The sequence below is a fragment of the Myxococcus sp. AB056 genome, from assembly GCF_006547365.1.
GTDB classification, from domain to species: Bacteria; Myxococcota; Myxococcia; order Myxococcales; family Myxococcaceae; genus Myxococcus; species Myxococcus virescens.
The window spans coordinates 19531-39180 of the sequence record NZ_VHLB01000066.1 but is presented as its reverse complement, the minus strand read 5'-3'; the positions used below and the strand labels follow the sequence as shown (position 1 = coordinate 39180).

The 19650-nt window shown below is 70.3% G+C and carries 18 protein-coding genes; 8 read left to right on the top strand and 10 right to left on the bottom strand.

Annotation, left to right across the window (positions count from 1 at the left end):
• The first annotated feature begins 60 nt into the window (after positions 1-60).
• From FMP39_RS25565 to FMP39_RS25535, 7 genes are all read left to right on the top strand, one after another.
• Entirely contained in the window at positions 61-1956 is a 1896-nt protein-coding gene (locus FMP39_RS25565) for a cytochrome C (RefSeq protein ID WP_141592799.1), read from the top strand.
• 29 nt (positions 1957-1985) lie between these two features.
• On the top strand, positions 1986-3146 hold the full coding sequence (locus FMP39_RS25560; RefSeq protein WP_020478996.1) for an FIST signal transduction protein: 1161 nt from the start codon (positions 1986-1988) through the stop codon (positions 3144-3146).
• A 3-nt stretch (positions 3147-3149) separates the two neighbouring features.
• Positions 3150-6095 carry a response regulator gene (locus tag FMP39_RS25555; RefSeq protein ID WP_141592798.1) on the top strand — a complete coding sequence of 982 codons (2946 nt, stop codon included), beginning with the start codon at positions 3150-3152 and terminating at the stop codon, positions 6093-6095.
• On the top strand, positions 6088-6498 hold the full coding sequence (locus tag FMP39_RS25550) for a response regulator (RefSeq protein ID WP_090485883.1): 411 nt from the start codon (positions 6088-6090) through the stop codon (positions 6496-6498). The genes FMP39_RS25555 and FMP39_RS25550 overlap by 8 nt, the downstream gene beginning before the upstream one ends.
• Before the next feature lie 85 nt (positions 6499-6583).
• On the top strand, positions 6584-7432 hold the full coding sequence (locus FMP39_RS25545; protein WP_141592797.1) for a tryptophan 2,3-dioxygenase family protein: 849 nt from the start codon (positions 6584-6586) through the stop codon (positions 7430-7432).
• Positions 7429-8463, top strand: a complete 1035-nt coding sequence (locus FMP39_RS25540) for a methyltransferase (RefSeq protein WP_141592796.1) — start codon at positions 7429-7431, stop codon at positions 8461-8463. The genes FMP39_RS25545 and FMP39_RS25540 overlap by 4 nt, the downstream gene beginning before the upstream one ends.
• Positions 8464-8661: 198 nt before the next feature.
• Positions 8662-9450: a dienelactone hydrolase family protein gene (locus tag FMP39_RS25535; RefSeq protein WP_228558328.1), complete on the top strand. Its 789-nt coding sequence runs from the start codon at positions 8662-8664 to the stop codon at positions 9448-9450.
• 177 nt (positions 9451-9627) lie between these two features.
• On the opposite strand, the gene FMP39_RS25530 is transcribed toward FMP39_RS25535, so the two are convergent.
• Positions 9628-10290, bottom strand: coding sequence for a response regulator transcription factor (locus FMP39_RS25530; RefSeq protein ID WP_141592794.1), 663 nt, complete (start codon positions 10288-10290; stop codon positions 9628-9630).
• 150 nt (positions 10291-10440) lie between these two features.
• On the opposite strand from FMP39_RS25530, the gene FMP39_RS25525 reads away from it, so the two are divergent.
• On the top strand, positions 10441-10848 hold the full coding sequence (locus FMP39_RS25525) for a response regulator (RefSeq protein ID WP_026114312.1): 408 nt from the start codon (positions 10441-10443) through the stop codon (positions 10846-10848).
• A gap of 13 nt (positions 10849-10861) precedes the next feature.
• Here FMP39_RS25525 and FMP39_RS25520 read toward each other — a convergent pair whose 3' ends face one another.
• The 9 genes from FMP39_RS25520 to FMP39_RS25480 all read right to left on the bottom strand — a co-directional run bounded on the left by FMP39_RS25520 (position 10862) and on the right by FMP39_RS25480 (position 19607).
• Positions 10862-12166, bottom strand: a complete 1305-nt coding sequence (locus tag FMP39_RS25520; RefSeq protein WP_141592793.1) for an AarF/ABC1/UbiB kinase family protein — start codon at positions 12164-12166, stop codon at positions 10862-10864.
• 76 nt (positions 12167-12242) lie between these two features.
• Positions 12243-13289 (bottom strand): serine/threonine-protein kinase, encoded by a 1047-nt coding sequence (locus tag FMP39_RS25515; protein ID WP_141592792.1) that lies wholly within the window; start codon positions 13287-13289, stop codon positions 12243-12245.
• A 388-nt stretch (positions 13290-13677) separates the two neighbouring features.
• Positions 13678-14232 carry a hypothetical protein gene (locus tag FMP39_RS25510; RefSeq protein ID WP_141592791.1) on the bottom strand — a complete coding sequence of 185 codons (555 nt, stop codon included), beginning with the start codon at positions 14230-14232 and terminating at the stop codon, positions 13678-13680.
• A gap of 260 nt (positions 14233-14492) precedes the next feature.
• Positions 14493-15296, bottom strand: coding sequence for an ABC transporter permease (locus FMP39_RS25505; RefSeq protein ID WP_141592790.1), 804 nt, complete (start codon positions 15294-15296; stop codon positions 14493-14495).
• A gap of 2 nt (positions 15297-15298) precedes the next feature.
• Complete coding sequence (locus FMP39_RS25500) at positions 15299-16075, bottom strand: ABC transporter ATP-binding protein (RefSeq protein ID WP_090485909.1); 777 nt, start codon at positions 16073-16075, stop codon at positions 15299-15301.
• Positions 16060-18567: an ATP-binding protein gene (locus FMP39_RS25495; protein ID WP_228558327.1), complete on the bottom strand. Its 2508-nt coding sequence runs from the start codon at positions 18565-18567 to the stop codon at positions 16060-16062. The genes FMP39_RS25500 and FMP39_RS25495 overlap by 16 nt, the downstream gene beginning before the upstream one ends.
• A 103-nt stretch (positions 18568-18670) precedes the next feature.
• On the bottom strand, positions 18671-18943 hold the full coding sequence (locus FMP39_RS25490) for a DUF5985 family protein (protein ID WP_194858561.1): 273 nt from the start codon (positions 18941-18943) through the stop codon (positions 18671-18673).
• A gap of 9 nt (positions 18944-18952) precedes the next feature.
• Entirely contained in the window at positions 18953-19213 is a 261-nt protein-coding gene (locus FMP39_RS25485) for a DUF5985 family protein (RefSeq protein ID WP_011550845.1), read from the bottom strand.
• Complete coding sequence (locus FMP39_RS25480) at positions 19206-19607, bottom strand: hypothetical protein (RefSeq protein ID WP_141592787.1); 402 nt, start codon at positions 19605-19607, stop codon at positions 19206-19208. Before FMP39_RS25480 ends, FMP39_RS25485 begins: the two co-directional genes overlap by 8 nt.
• Positions 19608-19650: the final 43 nt, after the last annotated feature.

The following is a 19650-nucleotide window of genomic DNA, read 5'->3' as shown; positions in this document are numbered from 1 at the left end:
AGGCCCGGCCCACACCGCCCCACAGGCGACGGGTAACACGGCCCACTGGCCCCAGACGCCATGGCGGCGTCGGCTTTTACACGTACGAGGAGTTGCACCATGGGTGGACTTGGAGCCCCCCGGGCCCTGCTCGCGTCGCTCGCAGGGCTGATGCTCGCCTGCGGCGGACAGGACACCCCGGACGCAGCCTCGCTGGACACGCAGGCGCCGGACGCGGTCTCGCTGGAGACACGCGCACTGGAGACACGCTCGCTGGACACGGGGTCCGCGGAGAAGACGCTGCTGGACGCGGATCCCCAGTCGCTGCTCGGTGGCTGGCCCTGGCCCGGCAACAAGACGCCCGCGGTGGCGCTAGCGCTCGAGGTGAAGAACGGCGTGGGACAGCCGCTGCGCGTGCGCGAGGGCTCCACCTTCTTCATCAACCAGATTGATATCCGCACCTTCGTCACGTCCACCAAGGACGAGGGCCTGCGCAACCTCATCGCCCAGAGCGACTTCGGCGGCCTGGGCTGGTGGGGCGTGCGTCAGGTGGACCAGGAGTCCATCGGCGCCCCGGGGCCCTACACCCGCCGCCGCTTCTTCCGGAACGCGGCGTGGATGGACCTGCCCAGCCACTTCATCGTGGAGCCGGTGGACTCGCGCGGCCGGCTCACCGGCGTCCCCATCCTGCTCAACGCGGGCACCGAGCATCAGCGCCGTGCGGGCATGGATGACTTCTTCATCCGCCGCTTCCGCGGCATCCAGACGGCCTCCGGCTGCGCCACGCCCGACGACTGCTCGGCCTCCACCCAGTTCGAGGAAGAGGCCATCCTGGAGCTGCGCAACGCGTACGAGCACGCCCAGCGTCAGACGCTCACGCTGCGCTCCGACACCCGCACGCTGCGCCTGCGCTGGAGCCTGCGTCCGGCCGCGCCCTACGAAATCCCGGTCGAGCAGGTGCGCGACGCGCGCTACTCCTACGGCTTCCGCATTGGCGTGGAGGCCCTCACCCCGCCTCGCCCGGACGGCACCTATGCCCCCGGCACGGAAATCAGCTTCCAGCTCACCCTGCGGGACGGTGCGGGCAACCGGCTCCACGACAAGGGATACCTGCCGCCCTACAACGAAGTGGCCCCCGACGGCACCGAATCCGGGCTGCAGTACTACCGGGCCTTCTTCGACGCGACGACCACCTACTACCGGCGCAAGCACCGCGAGCGGATGCTGATGACGCAAATCATCGGGCCGGCGCAGAACATCCAGCCCATCCGCTCCATCGTCGCGCTGGAGGCGTTCCTGGACCCCGAAGTGGATGAGCAGGTCGTCGCCACGCCCGAGCGCGACGGCGTCTTCTCACAGTTCGCCACCCTGCCCTTCGCCAACGTCCTCTTCGGCGGCGCGTTCATCGACCCGAACCTCTGGAACCAACCCAACACGGACACCTGGCAGTTCAAGCTGCCGGACAACGCGGCCCCCGGCACCTACCTGGTGACGGTGAAGGGCCGCCGCGTGTACCTGGGCGAGGACCTCCCCGGGTCGACGACCATTGAAATCCAGGTGGGGACCCCGCAGCGCACCCAGCCCAAGCACACCACCGGCCCCTGCACCTCCTGCCACAGCAAGGGCGGTGAGCTGGGCGTGGTGCTGCACGCCAACGACAACCGCGCCGCATGCGCCGGGTGCCACGCCCCGCTCGCCTTCGAGCTGGAGGGCCCCATCTTCGTGCGCACCCACTTCATCCACTCGCGGTCCAACCGCTTTGACGCACCGCTCCAACAGTGCTCGTCATGCCACCTGACGAAGGAGAGCATCCAGCGCACCAGCAAGGCCGCCTGCCTGTCCTGCCATAAGAGCTATCCTGACAGTCACGTGGCACAATTCGGCCCCATCGAGAGCATGTATGTGGGGGGCGGCGCCGAGTCTTTCCAGCAGTGCACCGGCGCCTGTCATACTCGGCACCCCGGCAGCGGCCTCTAACCCCCGCTCGCGCACCTCGGAGTTCCTCCATGGCTCAGGTCAAGATGCAGACGGCTCGCACCACGCTGAGGGAGCCAGATGCCGCCGCGGAGGACCTCCTGAGTCAACTGGGCAGCGACACGCCCCGCCTGGTGACGATGTTCGCCTCGCGGGAGCGTGACCAGCTCGCGCTCAACCGCGCCGTGCGTCAGCGGCTGCCGGCGGACACGCGCCTGATTGGCGCCACCACCGCGGGCGAACTGGACAACACTGGCATCCACGAGGGCAGCGTGGTGATGAGCGCCCTCTTCGGTGACTTCGAGGTGGGCCTGGGCCTGGGCACCGGCCTGTCCGTGGACGCCATCAGCGCGGGCGCGGCCGCCATCAAGCGCGCGTGCGAGGACCTGGGCGTGCGGCAGCAGGACCTGGACCCGCGCCGGTTCGTCGGCCTCGTGATTGACGACGGCTTCCGCTACAAGAAGGAAGAGCTGCTGCTCGGCATCCTGGAGAAGTGCCAGACGCTGGTGCTGGTGGGCGGCGGCGCCAGCGACGCCAACCGCGACCCGGCCAAGCAGTCCGCCATGGTGCACGTGGATGGCGAGGTCGCCACCGACGCGGTGCTGGTGGCCCTCTTCAAGACGAGCGCGCCCTGGGCCGCGCTCCGCTCCCACTGGTACGTGCCCACCGGTGAGAAGCTCACCATCACCAAGGTGGATGAAAGCCACACCCGCGCGCTCGAAATCGACGGGCACCCGGCGGCCAAGCGCTACGCGGAAATCCTGGGCGTGGGCGTGGAGGAGCTGGAGTTCGGCACGCCCCGGGGCTTCGCCGTGCGCCCCACCGCGCTGCGCGTGGGCCGGGAGTACTTCATCCGCGCCGCCTGGAGCCCGCAGGAGGATGGCTCCATCCTCTTCGCCAACCTGCTGGAGGAAGGCACCGAGCTGGAGCTGATGAAGCTGGGGGACATGGCTGGCATGACGCGCAGCTTCTTCACCGACGAGGTACCCCGCAGGGTCCAGAACCCCCAGGCCGCCCTGCTTTTTCACTGTGGTGGACGCATGTGGTACGCCAGCGCCACCAACACCGCGCAGCAACTGGCGGAAACGCTGAAGGCCGCGCCAACCGCCGCTGGGATGAACGTGCACTTCGAAATCTATTCGGGGTTCCACATCAACACCACGCTGACCGCGCTGGTCTTCGGGGCGAACTGAGCCATGGCCTCCTCGCAGCCTCCCTCTGACTCTCCGGCGGACAATGCATCGCTCCTGCTCGTGGCCAGCGAGCGTGAGTGCCAACGCGTGGAGGAAGCCCTCCAGCACGCGGGCGTGGCGGTGGTGACGGAGCGCGCCACCACGGCGGCCGCGGCGGAGGCCGCGCTGTCACGCACGTGGGGCCTGGTGCTGTGCGGCTCGGAAGTCCCCGACATGGGCTTCGCCGAGGTCCAGGCGCTGTGGAGCAAGCACGGCAAGGAGCTGCCCTTCGTGGTGCTGTCGCGCGACTGGTGCGAGGCCACGCTGGAGGCCAGCGTGCGCGCCGGAGCGCTCGACTACATCACCGAGGACCGCTTCAGCCGCCTGGCGCCCGTGGTGCAGCGCGAGCTGCGGATGACGGCGGACCGCCGCCGCCACACCGCCACCGCGGTGCAGTTGGAGCGCACCAACTACCTGATGGAGAACATCATCGACGCGATTCCGTTCGTCCTCTTCGTGAAGGACGCACAGACGCGCCGGTTGGTGGTGGCGAACAAGACGTTCGCGGACGCCTTCCGCGTCACCAAGGAATGGCTGCTGGGGAAGCTGGACCACGACTACTTCCCCAAGGAGCAGGCCGAGTCGTTCATCGCCATCGACACGGAGATTCTCGAAACCAAGCAGATGAAGTCCTTCGAGGAGGTGGCCCGCGCCGACGGCGTGGACCGCATCTTCGCCACGCGCAAGCTGCCCCTGCTCGACGAGCACGGCGTGGCCCGCTACGTGATGGGCGTCACCGAGGACATCACCGAGCGCAAGCATCACGAAGAGATGCTGCGCGCGTCCAAGGCGGAGCTGGAGGCGGCCAACAAGCAGCTCGCCGCCAGCCTGGAGGAAATCAAGCGCACCCGCGCCGTGTCCGCCCGCTCGCTGGCGTCCTACCAGCAGCGCGCGCTGCAGATGGAAATCATCCGTCAGCAGAACGAGGACCTGGACCGGCTGGCCCAGGAGCTGGCGGTGGCCAAGCGCAACGAGGAGGAGCGCGCCCGGGAAGCCGAAGCCGCCGCCCGCCTCAAGAGCGAGTTCCTGGCCAACTTCAGCCACGAAATCCGCACCCCGCTCAACGGCATCATCGGCTACTGCGACCTGCTGATGCGCGAGGAGGGCCAACGGCTGACGGCGCACGGCCGCCGCGACCTCAACGTCGTGAAGACGAACGCCAAGACGCTGCTGGCGCTCATCAACGACATCCTGGACCTGTCCAAGATTGAGTCCGGCCGCGTGGAGGTCGTCACCGAGCAGGTGGACGTGCAGGAGCTGGCCGAGGAGTGCCTGGCCACGGTGAAGGAGTACCTCAAGGGCAAGGACGTGGCCCTCACCACCAACATCGACCCGTCCGCCCGCATGCTCCGCTCGGACGCGCTGAAGCTGCGGCAGATCATGCTCAACCTGCTCAGCAACGCCGCCAAGTTCACCGACGCGGGCGAGGTGGCGCTGAGCCTGGTGCCCGCGGGCAGCGAAGTCATCATGACGGTGGAGGACACCGGCGTCGGAATCCCGTCCGACGAGCTGCCCTTCATCTTCGAGAAGTTCCGCCAGGTGGACGGCTCCACCACGCGCAAGGTGGGCGGCACCGGCCTGGGGCTGGCCATCGTCCGGGAGCTGTCCCGCGTGCTGGGCGGCAATGTCACCGTGACGTCCACGCTGGGCCGCGGCACCACCTTCACGGTGCGCCTGCCCACCACGCTGGAGACGCCGGACAACGGCGGCGGGCCGCACCTGGAGCGCGGCGTGCCCGTGTCGGAAGTGGCCCAGCACGTGGGCACCATGGCCCAGCCGGGCAGCACGGTGCTGGTGGTGGACGACGACCCGCTCATCCAGCAGCTGGTGGCCGGACAACTGGAGCCCGCGGGCTTCAAGGTGGTGGTGGCCGAGGACGGCATCGCCGCCCTCAAGCGGGCCCGCGAGCTGCGGCCCCAGGCCATCCTCCTGGACATCCACCTGCCCAAGCTGGACGGCTGGTCGGTGCTCAGCCAGCTCAAGAGCGAGCCCTCGCTGGCCGGCATCCCCGTCATCCTCATCTCCGTGGAGGAGCAGCGCGCGCGCGGCTTCTCCCTGGGCGCGTGCGAGTACCTCGTCAAGCCGGTGGAGCCGGACCGCTTGGTGGAGGTGGTGCAGCGCAGCCTCCATCAGTCCTCCGGCACCTCCACCAGCGTGGGTGAGGTGCTGGTGGTGGACGACGACTCGGCCACCCGCGAGCTGGTCAGCCGCAACCTGCGCCGCGCCGGCTTCTCCACCTCCGAGGCCCGCAGCGGCGAGGACGCCCTGCTCAAAGCGCGCGTGTCCCCGCCCGCCCTGGTGGTGCTGGATTTGATGATGCCCAACCTGGACGGCTTCGAGGTCCTGCGCCGGCTGCGCGCGGAGAAGCTCCAGGTGCCCGTGGTGGTGCTCACCGGCAAGACGCTCTCCGCGGAGGAAGAGGCCCTCTTGCGTGACGGCTTCGCCGGCTTCGTGAAGAAGGGCGGCCACGCGCTGGAGGATGTCATCGCCCAGGCCAAGGGCCTGCTGCTGTCCCAGCGCGCCGCCAGCGCCGGCAAGCTGGCCCGCATCCTCTATGTGGAGGACAGCGCGCAGAACCGCGACATCGTCCGCCGCTACCTCAACGGCCACTTCGAAGTCATTGAAGCGGAGGACGGCGAGCACGGCTTGGAGCGCGCCATCCGCGACGCCCCGGACCTCATCCTGATGGACCTGTCGCTTCCCCGCCTGGACGGCTGGGAAGTCACCCGCAGGTTGCGAGCCCTACCCGCCGCGGCCAATGTACCCGTCATCGCGGTGACGGCACACGCGGGGCGGGAGTACCAGGACAAGGCGCACGCGGCCGGTTGCACCGCGTACCTCACCAAGCCCCTTGATCGTGACCAGTTGCTCGAGATGATTCGAAAGCATCTAGGGAGAACCCATGTCTGAAGAAAAAGCGCGCGTCCTGGTGGTGGACGACGACCCGGACCTGCTCGACCTCGTACAGCGCTCGCTGAGCGCCTACGGCTTCGAGGTGCTCACGCACACCTCCGCGCTGGGTGTCTCCAACCTCGTCCGCTCGGTGGAGCCGGACTTCGTCCTCATCGACGTGAACTTCCCCGCGCTCAAGGGCGACAAGGTCGTCAACCTGGCGCGCCAGTACGCGCTGCCGAAGACGAAGTTCATCCTCTATTCAGCATCCGACGAATCGAAGCTGCGCTCACTGGCGCTCGCGTCCGGTGCGGACGGATATATCTCTAAAAGCGTGCAGGGCGAGGAGCTGGCACAGCGCCTGCGCGCCTTCCACCTGAAGCCCCGGCCGCCCACCCCGACGCCCGCTCCCACCACCTGAACGCCGGATGACATGCCCGCGGGTCCCGTTGGGACGGGGCCCGCGATTCCACACCTTCCGAGCTCCCCCTACTCAGGAGGGCCGTATGAGCGCGTCCATCGATTACAGTCACGCCGAAAAACTACGACTCGAGCTGGCAGAGCCTCTCTTCAACCCCCTCTTGAAGAAGTGGGTGGGCAAGGGCGAGCTCGATTACGAGGTCTACCTCAAGACACCCACGCTGCTGTCGCTGCAGGCGCCGGACGGCGAGCGCGTCGCCCACGACGAGCTGATGTTCCAGGTGGTGCACCAGGCGCAGGAGCTCTGGCTGAAGCTGGCCTCGCGCGAAGCGGTGGAAGTCGTGGCCGAGCTGGACCGGGACGCGCTGTGGGCCGCCTCGTCGCGGCTGGAGCGCATCTGCCGGGTGCTCCAGGCGGTGAAGCAGGAGCTGGCCATCCTGGAGACGATGACGCCGGACACCTACCAGGTCATCCGGCGCAGCCTGGGCAACGGCAGCGGCCAGGAGTCCCCCGGCTACAACATGCTGCGGCGGGTGGCGCAGGGACTGGAAGGCGCCCTGGACCGGCTGCTCGTGCGGCGCGGGCTGGCGCTGGCGTCCGTGTACACCTCGGGTGGCCCGGACGACTTGAAGCGCATCTGCGAGCAGTTGGTGGACATGGACGAGGCCTTCCAGGGCTGGCTCCATGCCCACTTCCAGCTGGTGCGCCGCACCATTGGCGTGGACCGCACCGTGAAGGCCCTGGACGGCCTGCCCACGCAGGTGCTCGCGGGGCGGATGATGCTGCCGCTGTTCCGCCAGCTCTGGGACGTGCGGCTGGAGCTGACGTCCGGATGGCAGCGCGAGGGCGGCATCGCCCCGGGTGCCAACCGGGCCCCTCCCGGCGGCGGCTGCCCCATGGCGCACGCCGCCAGGATGCAGGTGGAACAGCCATGAAGGAGGAGGCCACGGCCCTGGCTTCCACCCCTCGCGCACTGCTCCACCTGCTGTACAACGGCGCCCGCGCCGTGGACGTCCTGGAGGCTTCCCTGGACCTGGGGCTGCTGGACGCCCTGGAGCCGGGCCCCGTCACCCTGGGCGAGCTGGCGGCGCGGCACCGGCTGGTGCCCGCGCGGCTCTACAAGCTGCTCGACTGCCTGGAGAGCCTGGGGCTGGTGCGGCGCGAGCAGCCCACCGACGCGCTGGAATCCGCGCGCTACCAGGCCGTCCCGGGCCTGCGCGCCGCCGCCCAGGCCGTGCTGGGCCCGCAGTCCCTGGAGAAGGACCGGGAGCGCTACGCCTGGCACGAGCTGCACGGGCGGCTTCCGCAGGTGCTGCGCGGTGAGCGCTCCATGCCCCCCGCCGCCTTCGACTGGCCTCCGCGCACCGCCGAGCAGGTGGCGGGCTTCGAGGCCAGCATGGCCGCGGGCCTGCCCCCCATCCTGGAGACGCTCCGCGCCCACCGCGACCGTCTCTGGGAGCGCGGCGGCCGCGTGCTCGACGTGGGCGGGGGCGACGGCACGCTGGCCGCCCACCTGGCGAGCGAGCACCCGGGCCTTCACGTGGACGTGTTCAATCTGCCCGCCACCGAGCCGCTGGTGGCGCGCACCCGCGAGCGCTTTGGGCTCTCCCCCGAGCGCCTGGGCTTCCAGGGCGGAGACTTCCTCCGGGAGCCGCTGCCCGGCGGCTACGACACGCTCTGCTTCGTGCGGGTGCTGCATGACTGGCCCGCGGACACGGCGCGCGCGCTGCTCGTGGCCGCGCGCGACGCGCTCCCGCCCGGTGGCCGCGTCCTCATCTGCGAGGAGTTCCGCACCCCGGAGCGGCTGGCGGCCCAGTTCTTCTGGTCCTACTTCCTCATGGGCGTGGACACCTGCGTGAGCCGCCTGCGCGAGGTGGAGCACTACCTGCGCGTCCTGGACGAGACGGGTTTCAAGGACGCCGAAGTCCTGCCCGGCCCCTTTGAGCTCATCCTGGCCCACCGGTAAAAACGACAGGACCCCACAGGTGGGGTCACCTGCTTGTCCGCCACGTGTCACCGGCCCCACCGCACCGCGCCAGAGAAGCGCTGGTAGAATGGGAGCACCCCGTGTCCGGTGAAACCCTGGCACGGCTTCTGCAATCTTCCAGTCCGTAGCGCGTGTAGCACGGCAGCGACGCAGTCCGACGAAGAGGAGGGACTCCGCATGAAGAAGCAGGGTTCACGCAGGTCGGATGAAGGCTCGGAGAAGGCGGTCCGCGGGCTGGTGACCCAGCCGCAAGGCACGGGAGGCTGGACGCCGCCCGCCGCGGACGGAGAGGTCCGCATCCCCGTGGAGGAAGGGGTGGAGCTGAGGGGCCTGCTCCAGGTTCCACCGGGCGCCACCGGCGTGGTGGTGATGGTCCGGGGCCACGGCAGCAGCCGCCGCGGCGCCATGGACCAGGAAGTCGCCCGGATGCTGCAGAACGAGGGGCTGGCCACCCTGGCGGTGGACCTGCTGACGGCGGCGGAAGAGGAGGCCTGCCGCGAGCGGGACCTGCGCTTCAACCTGGGCCTCTTCGGCGGACGCCTGGCGGGCGTGGCGCGCTGGCTGCGGCGCGCGCCTCGCACCAGCGCCCTGCGCATCGGCTACTTCGGGGCGTACACGGGCGCGGCCGCGGCCCTGGCCGCCGCGGCGATGCGGCCGGAGGCGGTGGACGCGGTGGTGTGCCGGGGCGGACGCCTGGCGCAGCCGGGGGCGGCGCTGGCCCGCGTGCGCGCGCCCACCCTGCTCATCGTCGGCGCGGAGGACACGTCCGCGCAGGAGCCCCACCGCCGCACCTACGCTGCGCTGACGACGGAGAAGCGCCTGGAGGTCATCCCCGGCGCCACGCACCGCTTCGAGGAGCCCGGCACGCTGACGCAGATGGTGGACCTGGCGTGCATCTGGTTCCTCCAGCACCTGGGCGCGCCGCGCTGGGATTCCCTGCCCGCGCCGCGCGCCGCCGGGAGCTGAAGCACCCGCTTTCCACACGGTGGGCCAGGGCAGCCAGCAGCGCTGCCCTGGCCCCCAGCGGACGCCCTGGCGTGGGGGGGAAGGCGCGAGCGCGCCTGACGCCCAGGCACCTCGACGGTGCCACCAGTCGTGGCGCGCTCCCAGTGGCCAGCGGTCTGACGCGCAAGCCCTCCGGGCTCAGACGCTTGCCGGGCGCTGCACACCCAACTGGCACCCGAGGACCGCCAGCTGCGTGCGGTTCTCCGAGCCCACCTTCTTGTAGATGGCGGTGATGTGCGCCTTCACCGTGCGCTCGGTGATGCCCAGGCGTGCGGCGATCCGCAGGTTGTCCGCGCCCGCGGCGATGTAGCCCAGCACCTCGCGCTCACGCGGCGTCAGCCGGTCCAGCTCGCCCCGAGGCGACGCCTCCGGCCGCGGCCACGCCAGCCCCGCGGGCAGCAGCCGCTCGCCACGCACCACCCGCTCCACCGCCTCCACCACCTCCGCGCAGCCCACGTTCTGCTTCCACAGGTAGCCGGCCGCGCCCGCCTGGAGGCATTGCTCCACCACCTCCGCCTCGCGGTGGCCCGACAGCACCAGCGGCTTCACCGCCGGGAAGAAGTCATGCAGACACTGGAGCGCCGACATCCCGCTGGTGGACGCCTCCCACCCCGGCAGCTCCAGGCGCAGGTCCACCAGCGCGACATGGGGCAGCGTCTCGCGCACGCGCGCGAAGAACGGCGCGGGCTCCCCGAAGTCCGCCACCACGTCCATGCCCGCGCCTTCCAGCACAGCCACCAGGGCCTCCCGGAAGACCTGCTGGTCCTCCAGGATGGCCACCCGGATGCGTTCCGATTCCATGGCCCTTCCACCCTCCCCTGTTCGCCCCCTGCGATTCAACCCCGCTAAGGGGATTCCCTCATGTGGGGGGCGACAGGGAATGACGTCTGGAGGATACTTCCCCCGTCAGGAAACACCCGCAGTGCCATCCGCACGCTGAAGGGGGAAGCCATGCCGGAGACGAAGATTCGCGTCCTCATCGTGGACGATGACCAGGACCAGCTCTCCCTCGTGGAGCGCACCCTCTCCGCCTTCGGCTTCGACGTCCGCACCCACCGCTCCTCGCTGGGCGTGTCCAACCTGGTGCGCACCACCCAGCCGGACCTGGTGCTGCTGGACGTGAACATCCCCGCGCTCAGCGGCGACAAGGTGCTCACGCTCGCGCGCGGTCAGGCGCCCAAGGGCACGAAGTTCATCCTCTACTCCGCGTCGGACGAATCCCAGCTGCGCGCCCTGGCGCGCGCCTCGGGCGCGGACGGCTACATCTGCAAGAGCGTGCAGGGCGAGGAGCTGGCCCAGCGGCTGGAAGCGCTCCACCTCAAGCCCGCGGCTTCGGAAGCCGTGCAGGCCGCGCGTTAGCGCGGCGCCGGCCTCACGCGGGCAGGTCCGTCACTTCCAGGAAGACCGCGCGGAAGTCCCCCCGCGCGCCGATGAGCCTCAGGTTCTGCGCCAGCCCGCCGGTGGAGCGGAAGAACATCATCGCCTCCGGTGGCGGCCTGATTTTCAGGAAGCGCGGCGCGTTGCGCGAGAAGTGGTGGCGCATGTCGCGGTTGATTTCGCAGACCGCGTAGTCGTAGTCCGGCAGGCGCATGGGCCGTCCGGCGATGCGCAGCACCTCGGTGATGAGGTCCTCGGCCTCCTCGTCCGGAAGCTCCACGGTGAAGCCCACCTCCCGGCTCAGGCTCAGGATGTCCAACGGCTCCATGCGCATCGTCTGCCGGAGCATGCGCTGGTTGACGTCCACGAAGCGCGGGGAGAAGCGCTTGATGGAGCCGAAGTCCAGCAAGCCCAGCCGCCCGTCCGGCATCACCATGAAGTTGCCCGGGTGCGGGTCCGCGTGGATTTCGCCCGCGCCGAAGAAGGGCCCGTAGGTGGCGAGGATGAGCTGGCGCGCCACGCGGAAGCGCGCCTCGTTGGAGGGATTCGTCGGCAGCCAGTCCTTGAGGGTGAGCCCCTCCAGCAGCTCCAGCGTCAGCACCCGCTTCGCGCTGTGGCTGGAGATGACGGCGGGCACACACAGCTCCGGCAGCTTCGCCACGCTGCGCGCGAAGCCCTCGGCCAACTCGGCCTCGCGGCGGTAGTCCAACTCCAGGAGCATCTCGTCGCGGAACTCCTGGAAGTAGGCGCCTGCATCGGACACGCGCAGCACTGTCGACGCCGTCTTCGCCACGATGCCCAGGTTCGCCATGTCGTTGGCCAGGGACACGTCGATGCCGGGGTATTGCACCTTCACCGCCACCGCCCGGCCGTCCTCCAGCACCGCGCGGTGCACCTGCCCCAGCGACGCGGCCGCCAACGGCTCCTCGCTGAACTCGCGGAAGAGCGACTCCGGCGGCGCGCCCAGCTCCGCCTCGACCACGCGCGACACCTGCGCGTAGGACATGGAGGGCGCCTGGTTCTGCAGCCGCGCCAGCACCTGCCGCACCTCGGGGGTGAGCAGGTCCGGGTCCATGGAGATGGCCTGTCCCATCTTCATGGCGGCCCCCTTGAGCTCGCCCAGGGTGGAGACCAGCTTCTCCGCGGCCTCCTTGCTGAGCAGGTCGGGCGTGCTCCCGGACAGGCGCTTCGCGCCGCTCTTGAGCACATCCGTGCCCACCTGCACGGAGAGGCCTGCCAGCTTGCGCAGGCGGTTGAAGCGGCCCTGGGGAGGAAGCTTGTCGTCGGGGTCGGAGGCCATGGGAACTGAAGTGGATTAACGAGGAGGGCCCCGCCAGACGCAAGGCATGACGCCCCGCCGAGACAGCCAGGCCGCCCTACCTGGAGGCGGGCGCGGCCCCCGGCGGCCCCCGGAGCGTGTACCAACTGGGAAGCCGCTCCAGCTCCAGGGCCACTGGAGGCGCCACGCCGCCGTCGAGCGCCACCGATGCCTGCAAGGCCGCGCGCAGCTCGGCCGCACTGGCATAACGGTCCCCCGGGCGGCGCGCCATGGCCTTGAGCAGCACGCGTGACAGCGCCGACGGGGTGCCCGCCGGCAGCGGTGGCACCTCCCGAGCGTGGCCATGAGGCGGCTCCTCCGCCGCGTGCCCGCGCGAGGACAGCCGGCCCGAGACGAGCAGCGCGCCCAGCACGCCCACGGCGAAGAGGTCCGCGGCCACCGGCGGGTCGGCGGCGCCGTCGGAGGGAGGGAGCAACCCGGCGATGCCGAAGTCCAGCAGCTTCACGTGCTGGCGGCCATTCGCATCGGGGATGAGAAAGATGCTGGTGGGATTGAGGCTGCCGTGGGCAATGCCGTGCGCATGCGCGGCGCCCAGCGCGTCACACACCTGGGTGAGCAGGTCCACCACCAGCGCGGACGCCAGCGGCCCGTTCGCGAAGGCGCTCAGGCTCTGTCCCTCCAGGTACTCCCGGACGAGGTAGGGACGCCCGTCGCGAATGCCCAGGTCGTAGAGCGAGACGATGTGCGCGTGCTGGATGAGCGTCAGCGTGCGCGCCGCCTGAAGGAATCGAGCGACCTGCGCCGGGTCCTGCGTCGCGTGCGTGTGAAGCACCTGGATGGCCACGCGCTTCTGGATGAGCGCGTGCTCCGCGAGCAGCACGACGCCCAGGCTCCCCCGGCCCAGCTCGCGCAGCAGCCGGAAGTGGCCCACCTGCTGTCCCACCAGCGAGGCCGCCGAGGACGGGAGCGGGGCCTCCCTCGCGGGCGGCACCAGGAAGGATGGCGGACACCCCATGGACACACGACGCGCGCCCGCCCGGGCCGGACACTCGCAGGCCACCCCGTGCGCGGGGACACAGCCACACGGGGACCGGAAGGTCTGGGTGAACACGGGAACGGAGGTGGTGACGTCCGACCGGGACATGATGCCAACGTCCTTCGCGCGACAGGCGCCCCGCTCCGGCCAGCAGCCAGTGGGCCCACGCACGAGCCAGCGCGAAATGGGTTTCGGAAGAGGTGACAGCGCCCGTTCGGAATGCGCGTCCTGGCGCTCCGATGTCCCCCTCCTTGAGCTGAAACCCTAACGCCGTCACGGCGCGTTTCGCGACGCACTTCGGAGCGTGCGTCGAACGCGCAACGACCGCTCTGTTGGGCGGAGCACGCACGCCTCGCGGGACCTCCAGGGTGGACGTCGCGCCACCGTCTGGAGCCTCGGCAAGTGTGCTGCGCTCAACGCGCGTCCGCGCCCGTGAGCCGAGCGCGGCGGACCTCCCCGCCCGTTTGTTGCGGACGGGGAGGTGCGTTCATCCACGTCAGCCGATGACGGGATCGCAGGTGTTGTCCTCGCCGCACATCAGCCCCAGGCAGCACTCGGCGGCCTCACCACAGGCCTCGCCAATGGGGGCGCACACCGGAGCACCCGCGTCCGGCTCCTCGCCGCCCGTGCCCGCGTCCGGCTCCTCGCCACCGCCGGCATCCGGCTCCTCGCCGCTGCCGGCATCCGGCTCCTCGCCACTGCCGGCATCCGGCTCCTCGCCGCCGCCTTCGCAGGCGCCCAGCGTGTCTCCATGCCGCTCATGCGCCGGCCAGGCCGACGTGGACACCGAGATGGTGTGCGCGTTGGCGGGGTTGCCCGGGGGAATGTGGCAGATGGTGACCTTGCCCGGCGTGGCGTCATCGTCCCCGGGGTACGTCGGCTCGTCGCCGAAGCCAGGGCCTCCTTCGCCGGCCTTGCCGCCCAGCCCGCCGCTCTGAGGGGTCTGCGTGTCCGGCTCACCGTCCGACGGTGAACCGCCACAACCGCCCGCGAGCAGTGAGCACAGGGCCATCACCACCGCGGACGAGAAAACAGGCTTGAGGCTTCGCATCGGTATGCTCCAGGTACGGGTGTACGATTGCTGCCACCCACGCCGGGCCTCATCCACGACGACCTCAGCCACCACCTTGCACATGTCGACACCAGTCCGCGGGCAGGGGCGCGGCTTCTGGAGTCACAAGCGCGGTTCGTCCAGGACTCGGCCCCCCGCGGATACAGCAACCACGGAGATTAGACTCGGCCACGGCCCCATCGGCCACGCCTTTGCGCACGCCCTCCCCGTGTTGACAGCACGACTGAAAACGTCCTGAATCAGCTCACGCTCTCAGCGCTGTATCGCGCGATGAGTCCCGTGCGCACGGCCTGTCGGTGTACCCGCGTGAAGAAGGCACACGCGAGCAGGATTTCCACCACGGCGAGGCCAGCCCCCCACAGCAGCGTGGACACCTGGAACGCGCCCCCCGCCGCGAGCGTGCGCATGCCCTCGAACACGTACGAGGGTGGTAGCAGATGGGACACCGCCTGCATCCACGCGGGCAGCGTGGACAGCGGGTAGAACACGCCGGCGAAGGGCGACAGCAGCGCGGGGATGGGCCAGACGAACCACTCCGACGCCGGGCCCAGGCGCAGCACCAGCGCGCAGCCGAAGATGCCCAGCGCGATGCCGAACAGGAACAGCACCAGCAGGAAGGGCACGAAGAGCACGCCGTAGGCGGCGAAGGACAGGCCGAAGACGGTGCTGGCCAGCACCAGCATCACCAACAAGCCCAGGGTGCTGGTGGCGATGCTGGAGAGCACCAGCCCGCCCAGGTATTCGGAGATGGTGAGCGGGGACGCGAACATGTTGAGGAAGTTGCGCGACCACACGTCCTCGAAGAACACCATCGTCACGCCCTGCATGACGCGGATGAAGAAGTCCCACAGCAGGACGGCGCCCAGCAGCACCGGGACGAAGTTGTATTCCTGAGCGGTGACGGTGTTGAGGTAGCGGCTCATGAAGCCCCACAGCACCATGTCGATGGCCACCCACGCGAAGAGTGGCAGGAAGCGCGCGAGGCTCCCGCGCAGGAGGTAGTAGTGGCGAAGCGCGACGGCGGCGGCCCGGTGCAGGTGCATGGTCAGCTCCGCTCCAGCGCGAGCGGCTCGCGCGCCACGGCGATGAAGAGCTCTTCCAGCGAGGCCTGGCCGTGCTCGCCGGGCAGCGTCCGCGGGTTGCCTTCCAGGAGCACCCGGCCGCGCGCCAGGAACAGCACCCGGTCGCAGACCTCCTCCACTTCGTACATGTTGTGGGACGTCCACAGCACGCCGCCGGTGTCCCGCGCGGCGAACTCGCGAATCCGGGCGCGGATGTCCCGGGCCGTCGCGGGGTCCAGCGACGCGGTGGGCTCGTCCAGGAGCAGCAGGTGCGGACGGTTGAGCATCGCCTTCGCCAGCGCCACGCGGGTCTGCTCTCCGGAGGACAGCACGCCGCACTTCACGTCGCGGTACTTCACCAGGTCGAACTGCTCCAGCAACTCCGCGATGCGCGCCCCCAGGGACTTCACCCCGTAGATGAGGCCGAAGACGCGCAGGTTCTGGTACACGGAGAGGTTGCCCGGCAGTGGCGAGTAGACGGCGGCGAAGTTCGTCAGCGCCAGCGCGGCGGAGCGCTGCGCCGCCAGGTCCAGGTCCTGGATGTGGATGGTGCCGGACGTGGGCTGCAGCACGCCGAGCACCATGTTGATGGTGGTCGTCTTCCCCGCGCCGTTGGGGCCCAGCAGCCCGACAATCTCTCCGCGTCCCACCTCGAAGGAGACACCCTCCACCGCGGCCTTGCCGCCGTACTCCTTCCGCAGCTTCGCCACCGACAACACCTTGGGCACGTCCGCCCTTCCCACGGTCACCATGGCGCGCATTGTGCCGTGGACCGGGGCAGGCGCACGGTGAAGATGGAACCCAGCCCGGGCCGGCTCTCCACCTCGATGCGGCCCCCCATGGCGTCCACGATTTGCCGGCTGATGTAGAGCCCCAGCCCCAGGCCGCCATAGTGCCGGTCGGACACCGCGCGCTCGAAGCGGCCGAACAGGCGCGGCAGGTCCTCCGCGGCGATGCCGATGCCCTCGTCACGCACCGACACCCGCACCATCTCCTCGCCCTCGAAGGCCGCCTCCACCAGGACAGGCCGGCCCGCGCCGTACTTGGCCGCGTTGGTGAGCAGGTTCACCAGCACCTGGTCCAGCCGCAGCGAGTCCCACTTCCCCGGCAGCGGGCCCGGCACCTCCACCCGCACCGGACAGCCCGCCAGGGAGAACACCTCCTCCATGCGGTCCACCGCGTCGCGCACCGCCTGGCCCAGGTCCACGTCGGACGGCTCCAGCATCAGTCGCCCCAGCGAAATCCGGCTGACGTCCAGCAGGCTGTCCACCAGCGCGCTCAGCCGCTGCACCTGCCGCACGGCCGTGGCCAGCCGGGGCCGCACCTTGTCCCCCACGTCTCCGAGGGCGGCGCGGTCGATGAGACCGTGCTGGAGCTTCAAGCTGGTGAGCGGCGTCTTCAGCTCATGGCTGGCCACGGAGAGGAACTCGTCGCGCAGACGCACCGCGGCCTGCGCGTCCCGGTACAGCGACGCGTTCTCCAGCGCCACCGCCACGCGCCGCGCCAGCTCCTCCGCCATGGCCACGTCGGCGGTGACCAGCCGGCGACAGGGAGCCGCGGTGCCCAGCGTGATGACGCCCAGCGTGCGTCCCCGCATGCGCACCGCCACCGCGAGCAGCGAGTGTGGATTCAGCGCCTCCAGGAGCGCGCGGTGCTCGGGCCCCTGGCACATGCGCTCGCGCAACTCCGGCCCCACCTCGGGCAGGAAGCGCGTCTCCCCCGACAGGAAGCACTCGCGCGCTGGATGCAGCGTGCCGTCCCCCCAGGGAAGGGACAGCGAGGCCAGCACCGCCCCGTCCCGCTCCGGCTCCCGGTGGGACGCGGCCACGCCGCGCGGCACGCCGTCCGCCCCCATCAGCTCCACCAGGCAGTACGTGGCCACGTTTCGCGCGGCCACTCGCGCCAGGTGCTCCAGCGTCCACTCCACGTCGTCCAGGTGCTCGGCCAGCGCGCGGCTCGCCTCCAGCAGGAAGAAGAGCCGCTCCTCGGCCTCCTTGCCCGCCTCCAGCGCCAGGTGCAGCTTGCCGCCGCGCTCACGCAGCGCCTCGTACAGCGCCGCGCGCTCCAGCGCCTGCGCGCACTGCTGCGCCAGCGAGGACAGGAAGCCGCGCTCCTCCGCGAGGAACACCTGCGGCCCGTCCCACGCGAACAGCAGGAAGCCCCGGATGCGGTGCTCCACCTTCAAGGGCAGCACCGCCCAGGCCCCGGTCCCCACGCCCTGGACGAGGTCCCGCGCCCACTCGGGCACGGCGCGCGGCACCGCCGCGGGGTTGGAGAACCACTGCGGCTCCAGCTGCTCCAGTGCCCGGTCCACGCCGGGCACCTGGTCCGCCCACAGCCCTCGCAGGGTATCCAGCACCGCCGGCGCGTAGCCGAAGGAGCCCAGCACGTGCAGCCGGCCATCCTCCAGCATGCCGAGCACCGCGCCGCGCGCCGGGCCCGCGGGCCGCAGCTCCTCGCGCATCAGCGCTTCGGCCACGTCCTCGGCGGTGGCCGCGCGGGACAGGGCCGCGGTGACGGCCTGGAGGCGCTCGGTGCGCAGCTGTGCGCCGCGCGCCTCCGCGTACAGCAGCGCGTTGTCCAGGGACAGGCCGGCGCGCCGGGCCAGCTCCAGCGCCAGCTCCAGGTCGGACGCGCCGGGCCCCTCGTCCGAGTCGCCCCGGACCAGCGACAGCGCGCCGAGCACGCGGCCTCGCGCCAGCAGCGGCACGATGAGGCCCGCTCGGATGCCCAGGCGCCGCGCCACCTCCAGTTGCGCCTCCGTGAGCACCACGCCCGGCAACAGCGCGTCCAGGACTTCGGGCAGGAGGGCGGCCTTGCCGGTGCGCAGCACCTCCGGGATGCCGCCCTCGGCCGTCAGGTCCAGGGGCTGGAGGCGTGCCAGCTCGTGCACCAGCGGCACCTGCTCCGCCAGGCGGTGCGCCGCGGCCACCCGCTCCACCCGCCCGTCCGCCGTGAGCACGTCCACCGCGCACCAGTCCGCCAGCAGCGGCACGGCCAGCTCCGCCAGTCGCTGGAGCACCGTGCCCGAATCCAGGGACGACGACAGCAGCTCGCCCGCGCTGGCCAGGAACGCGAGGCGCTCCTCCGCGTCGTCACTGCCGCGCAAGCGGACGGCCTTCCCGGCCCCACCCACCTGGGACTCCAGCCCTCGCGGCGGACACACCACGTCCGATTCCGTGGAGACGGACCGCTCGGGTTCGCGCTCGTCCACGGACGCGGGCCGCGAGGATGAAGAAGGGCGGCGCGACATGGGGTGTCGGAGATAATGACGCCCCTCCACCTGCGACAACGGTGCCTGGCCGCAGGTACGAGGCAACTGTCAGCCAGATGACCTGCCAGACAACGGCGCGGCCCTACCCGGGGCCGTGGCGGTTCGCGCGGTTCTTGTCCCAGATGGCGTAGAGGATGAGCAGGAAGGCGAAGAGCCGCACCACATAGATGTAGTGGCGCCGCTCGTCATCCGCGTCCAGCAGCGCCGCCACCACCGAGTTGCCCGCCAGCATCGTGAAGGCCAGCGCGAAGAAGGCGAAGAGCCGGTCCTTCGACTGGACCCAGAAGCGCAGGAAGAACAGCGCGCTCGCCAGCCACGCCATCGCCACCGCACCGTTGAGCATGGGCTTGAGCATCACGGCACCTCAGGACGCGTCCCAGATGAGGCCATAGAGCAGGACAGAGGCACTGGACAACGTGGCGATGGCACGCGGCATGTAAAGGTCGATGGTGGCGGGCAGCAGCACCAGGTCCACGAAGAGGAGCACGTTGCTGACCACCAGGCCCACGAAGCACAGCCCACTCCACAGGAGCAGCCGCATGCCCGTGCGCTTGTAGGCCCGGAGCAGAAGCACCGCGCACGCCACGCTCGTCAACGCACACAGGATGTAGACTGCTTCAGCCATGGCCGTCCTTGTCCTTCTTCAGGATGAATGCCTCGGCAAAGCCCCGCACCTTGTCCAGCGGCCTCGAGAAGATGAACGTGATGACGCTGACGCGCTTCGCGCCGTACACCGCCGCCAGCTCTGTCACCGCCTGCACATCCTCCGACGACTCAGGACTGTAGCGATACGACGGAGGTGAGGCACCATCGCTCACCAACATGCGTCGGTTCGTCAGGTCCTCCAGCCTGGAGGCGGCGGAAGCATCTGTAATGCGCAGTTCCAGACTCACCGCCGATGCCGTCCACTCCCTGTCCGCCCGCGCCCGAAGCAGGAGGAGCACCTCCAGCTTCTCCAGGGAGTCGATGTGCGTCGAGATGAAGCGCTGGACCCGCTGTGGGATTCCGGCGTCACTCACACGGCCACCTTGCCCATGTTATTTTGTGCGTCAACCATTTCTC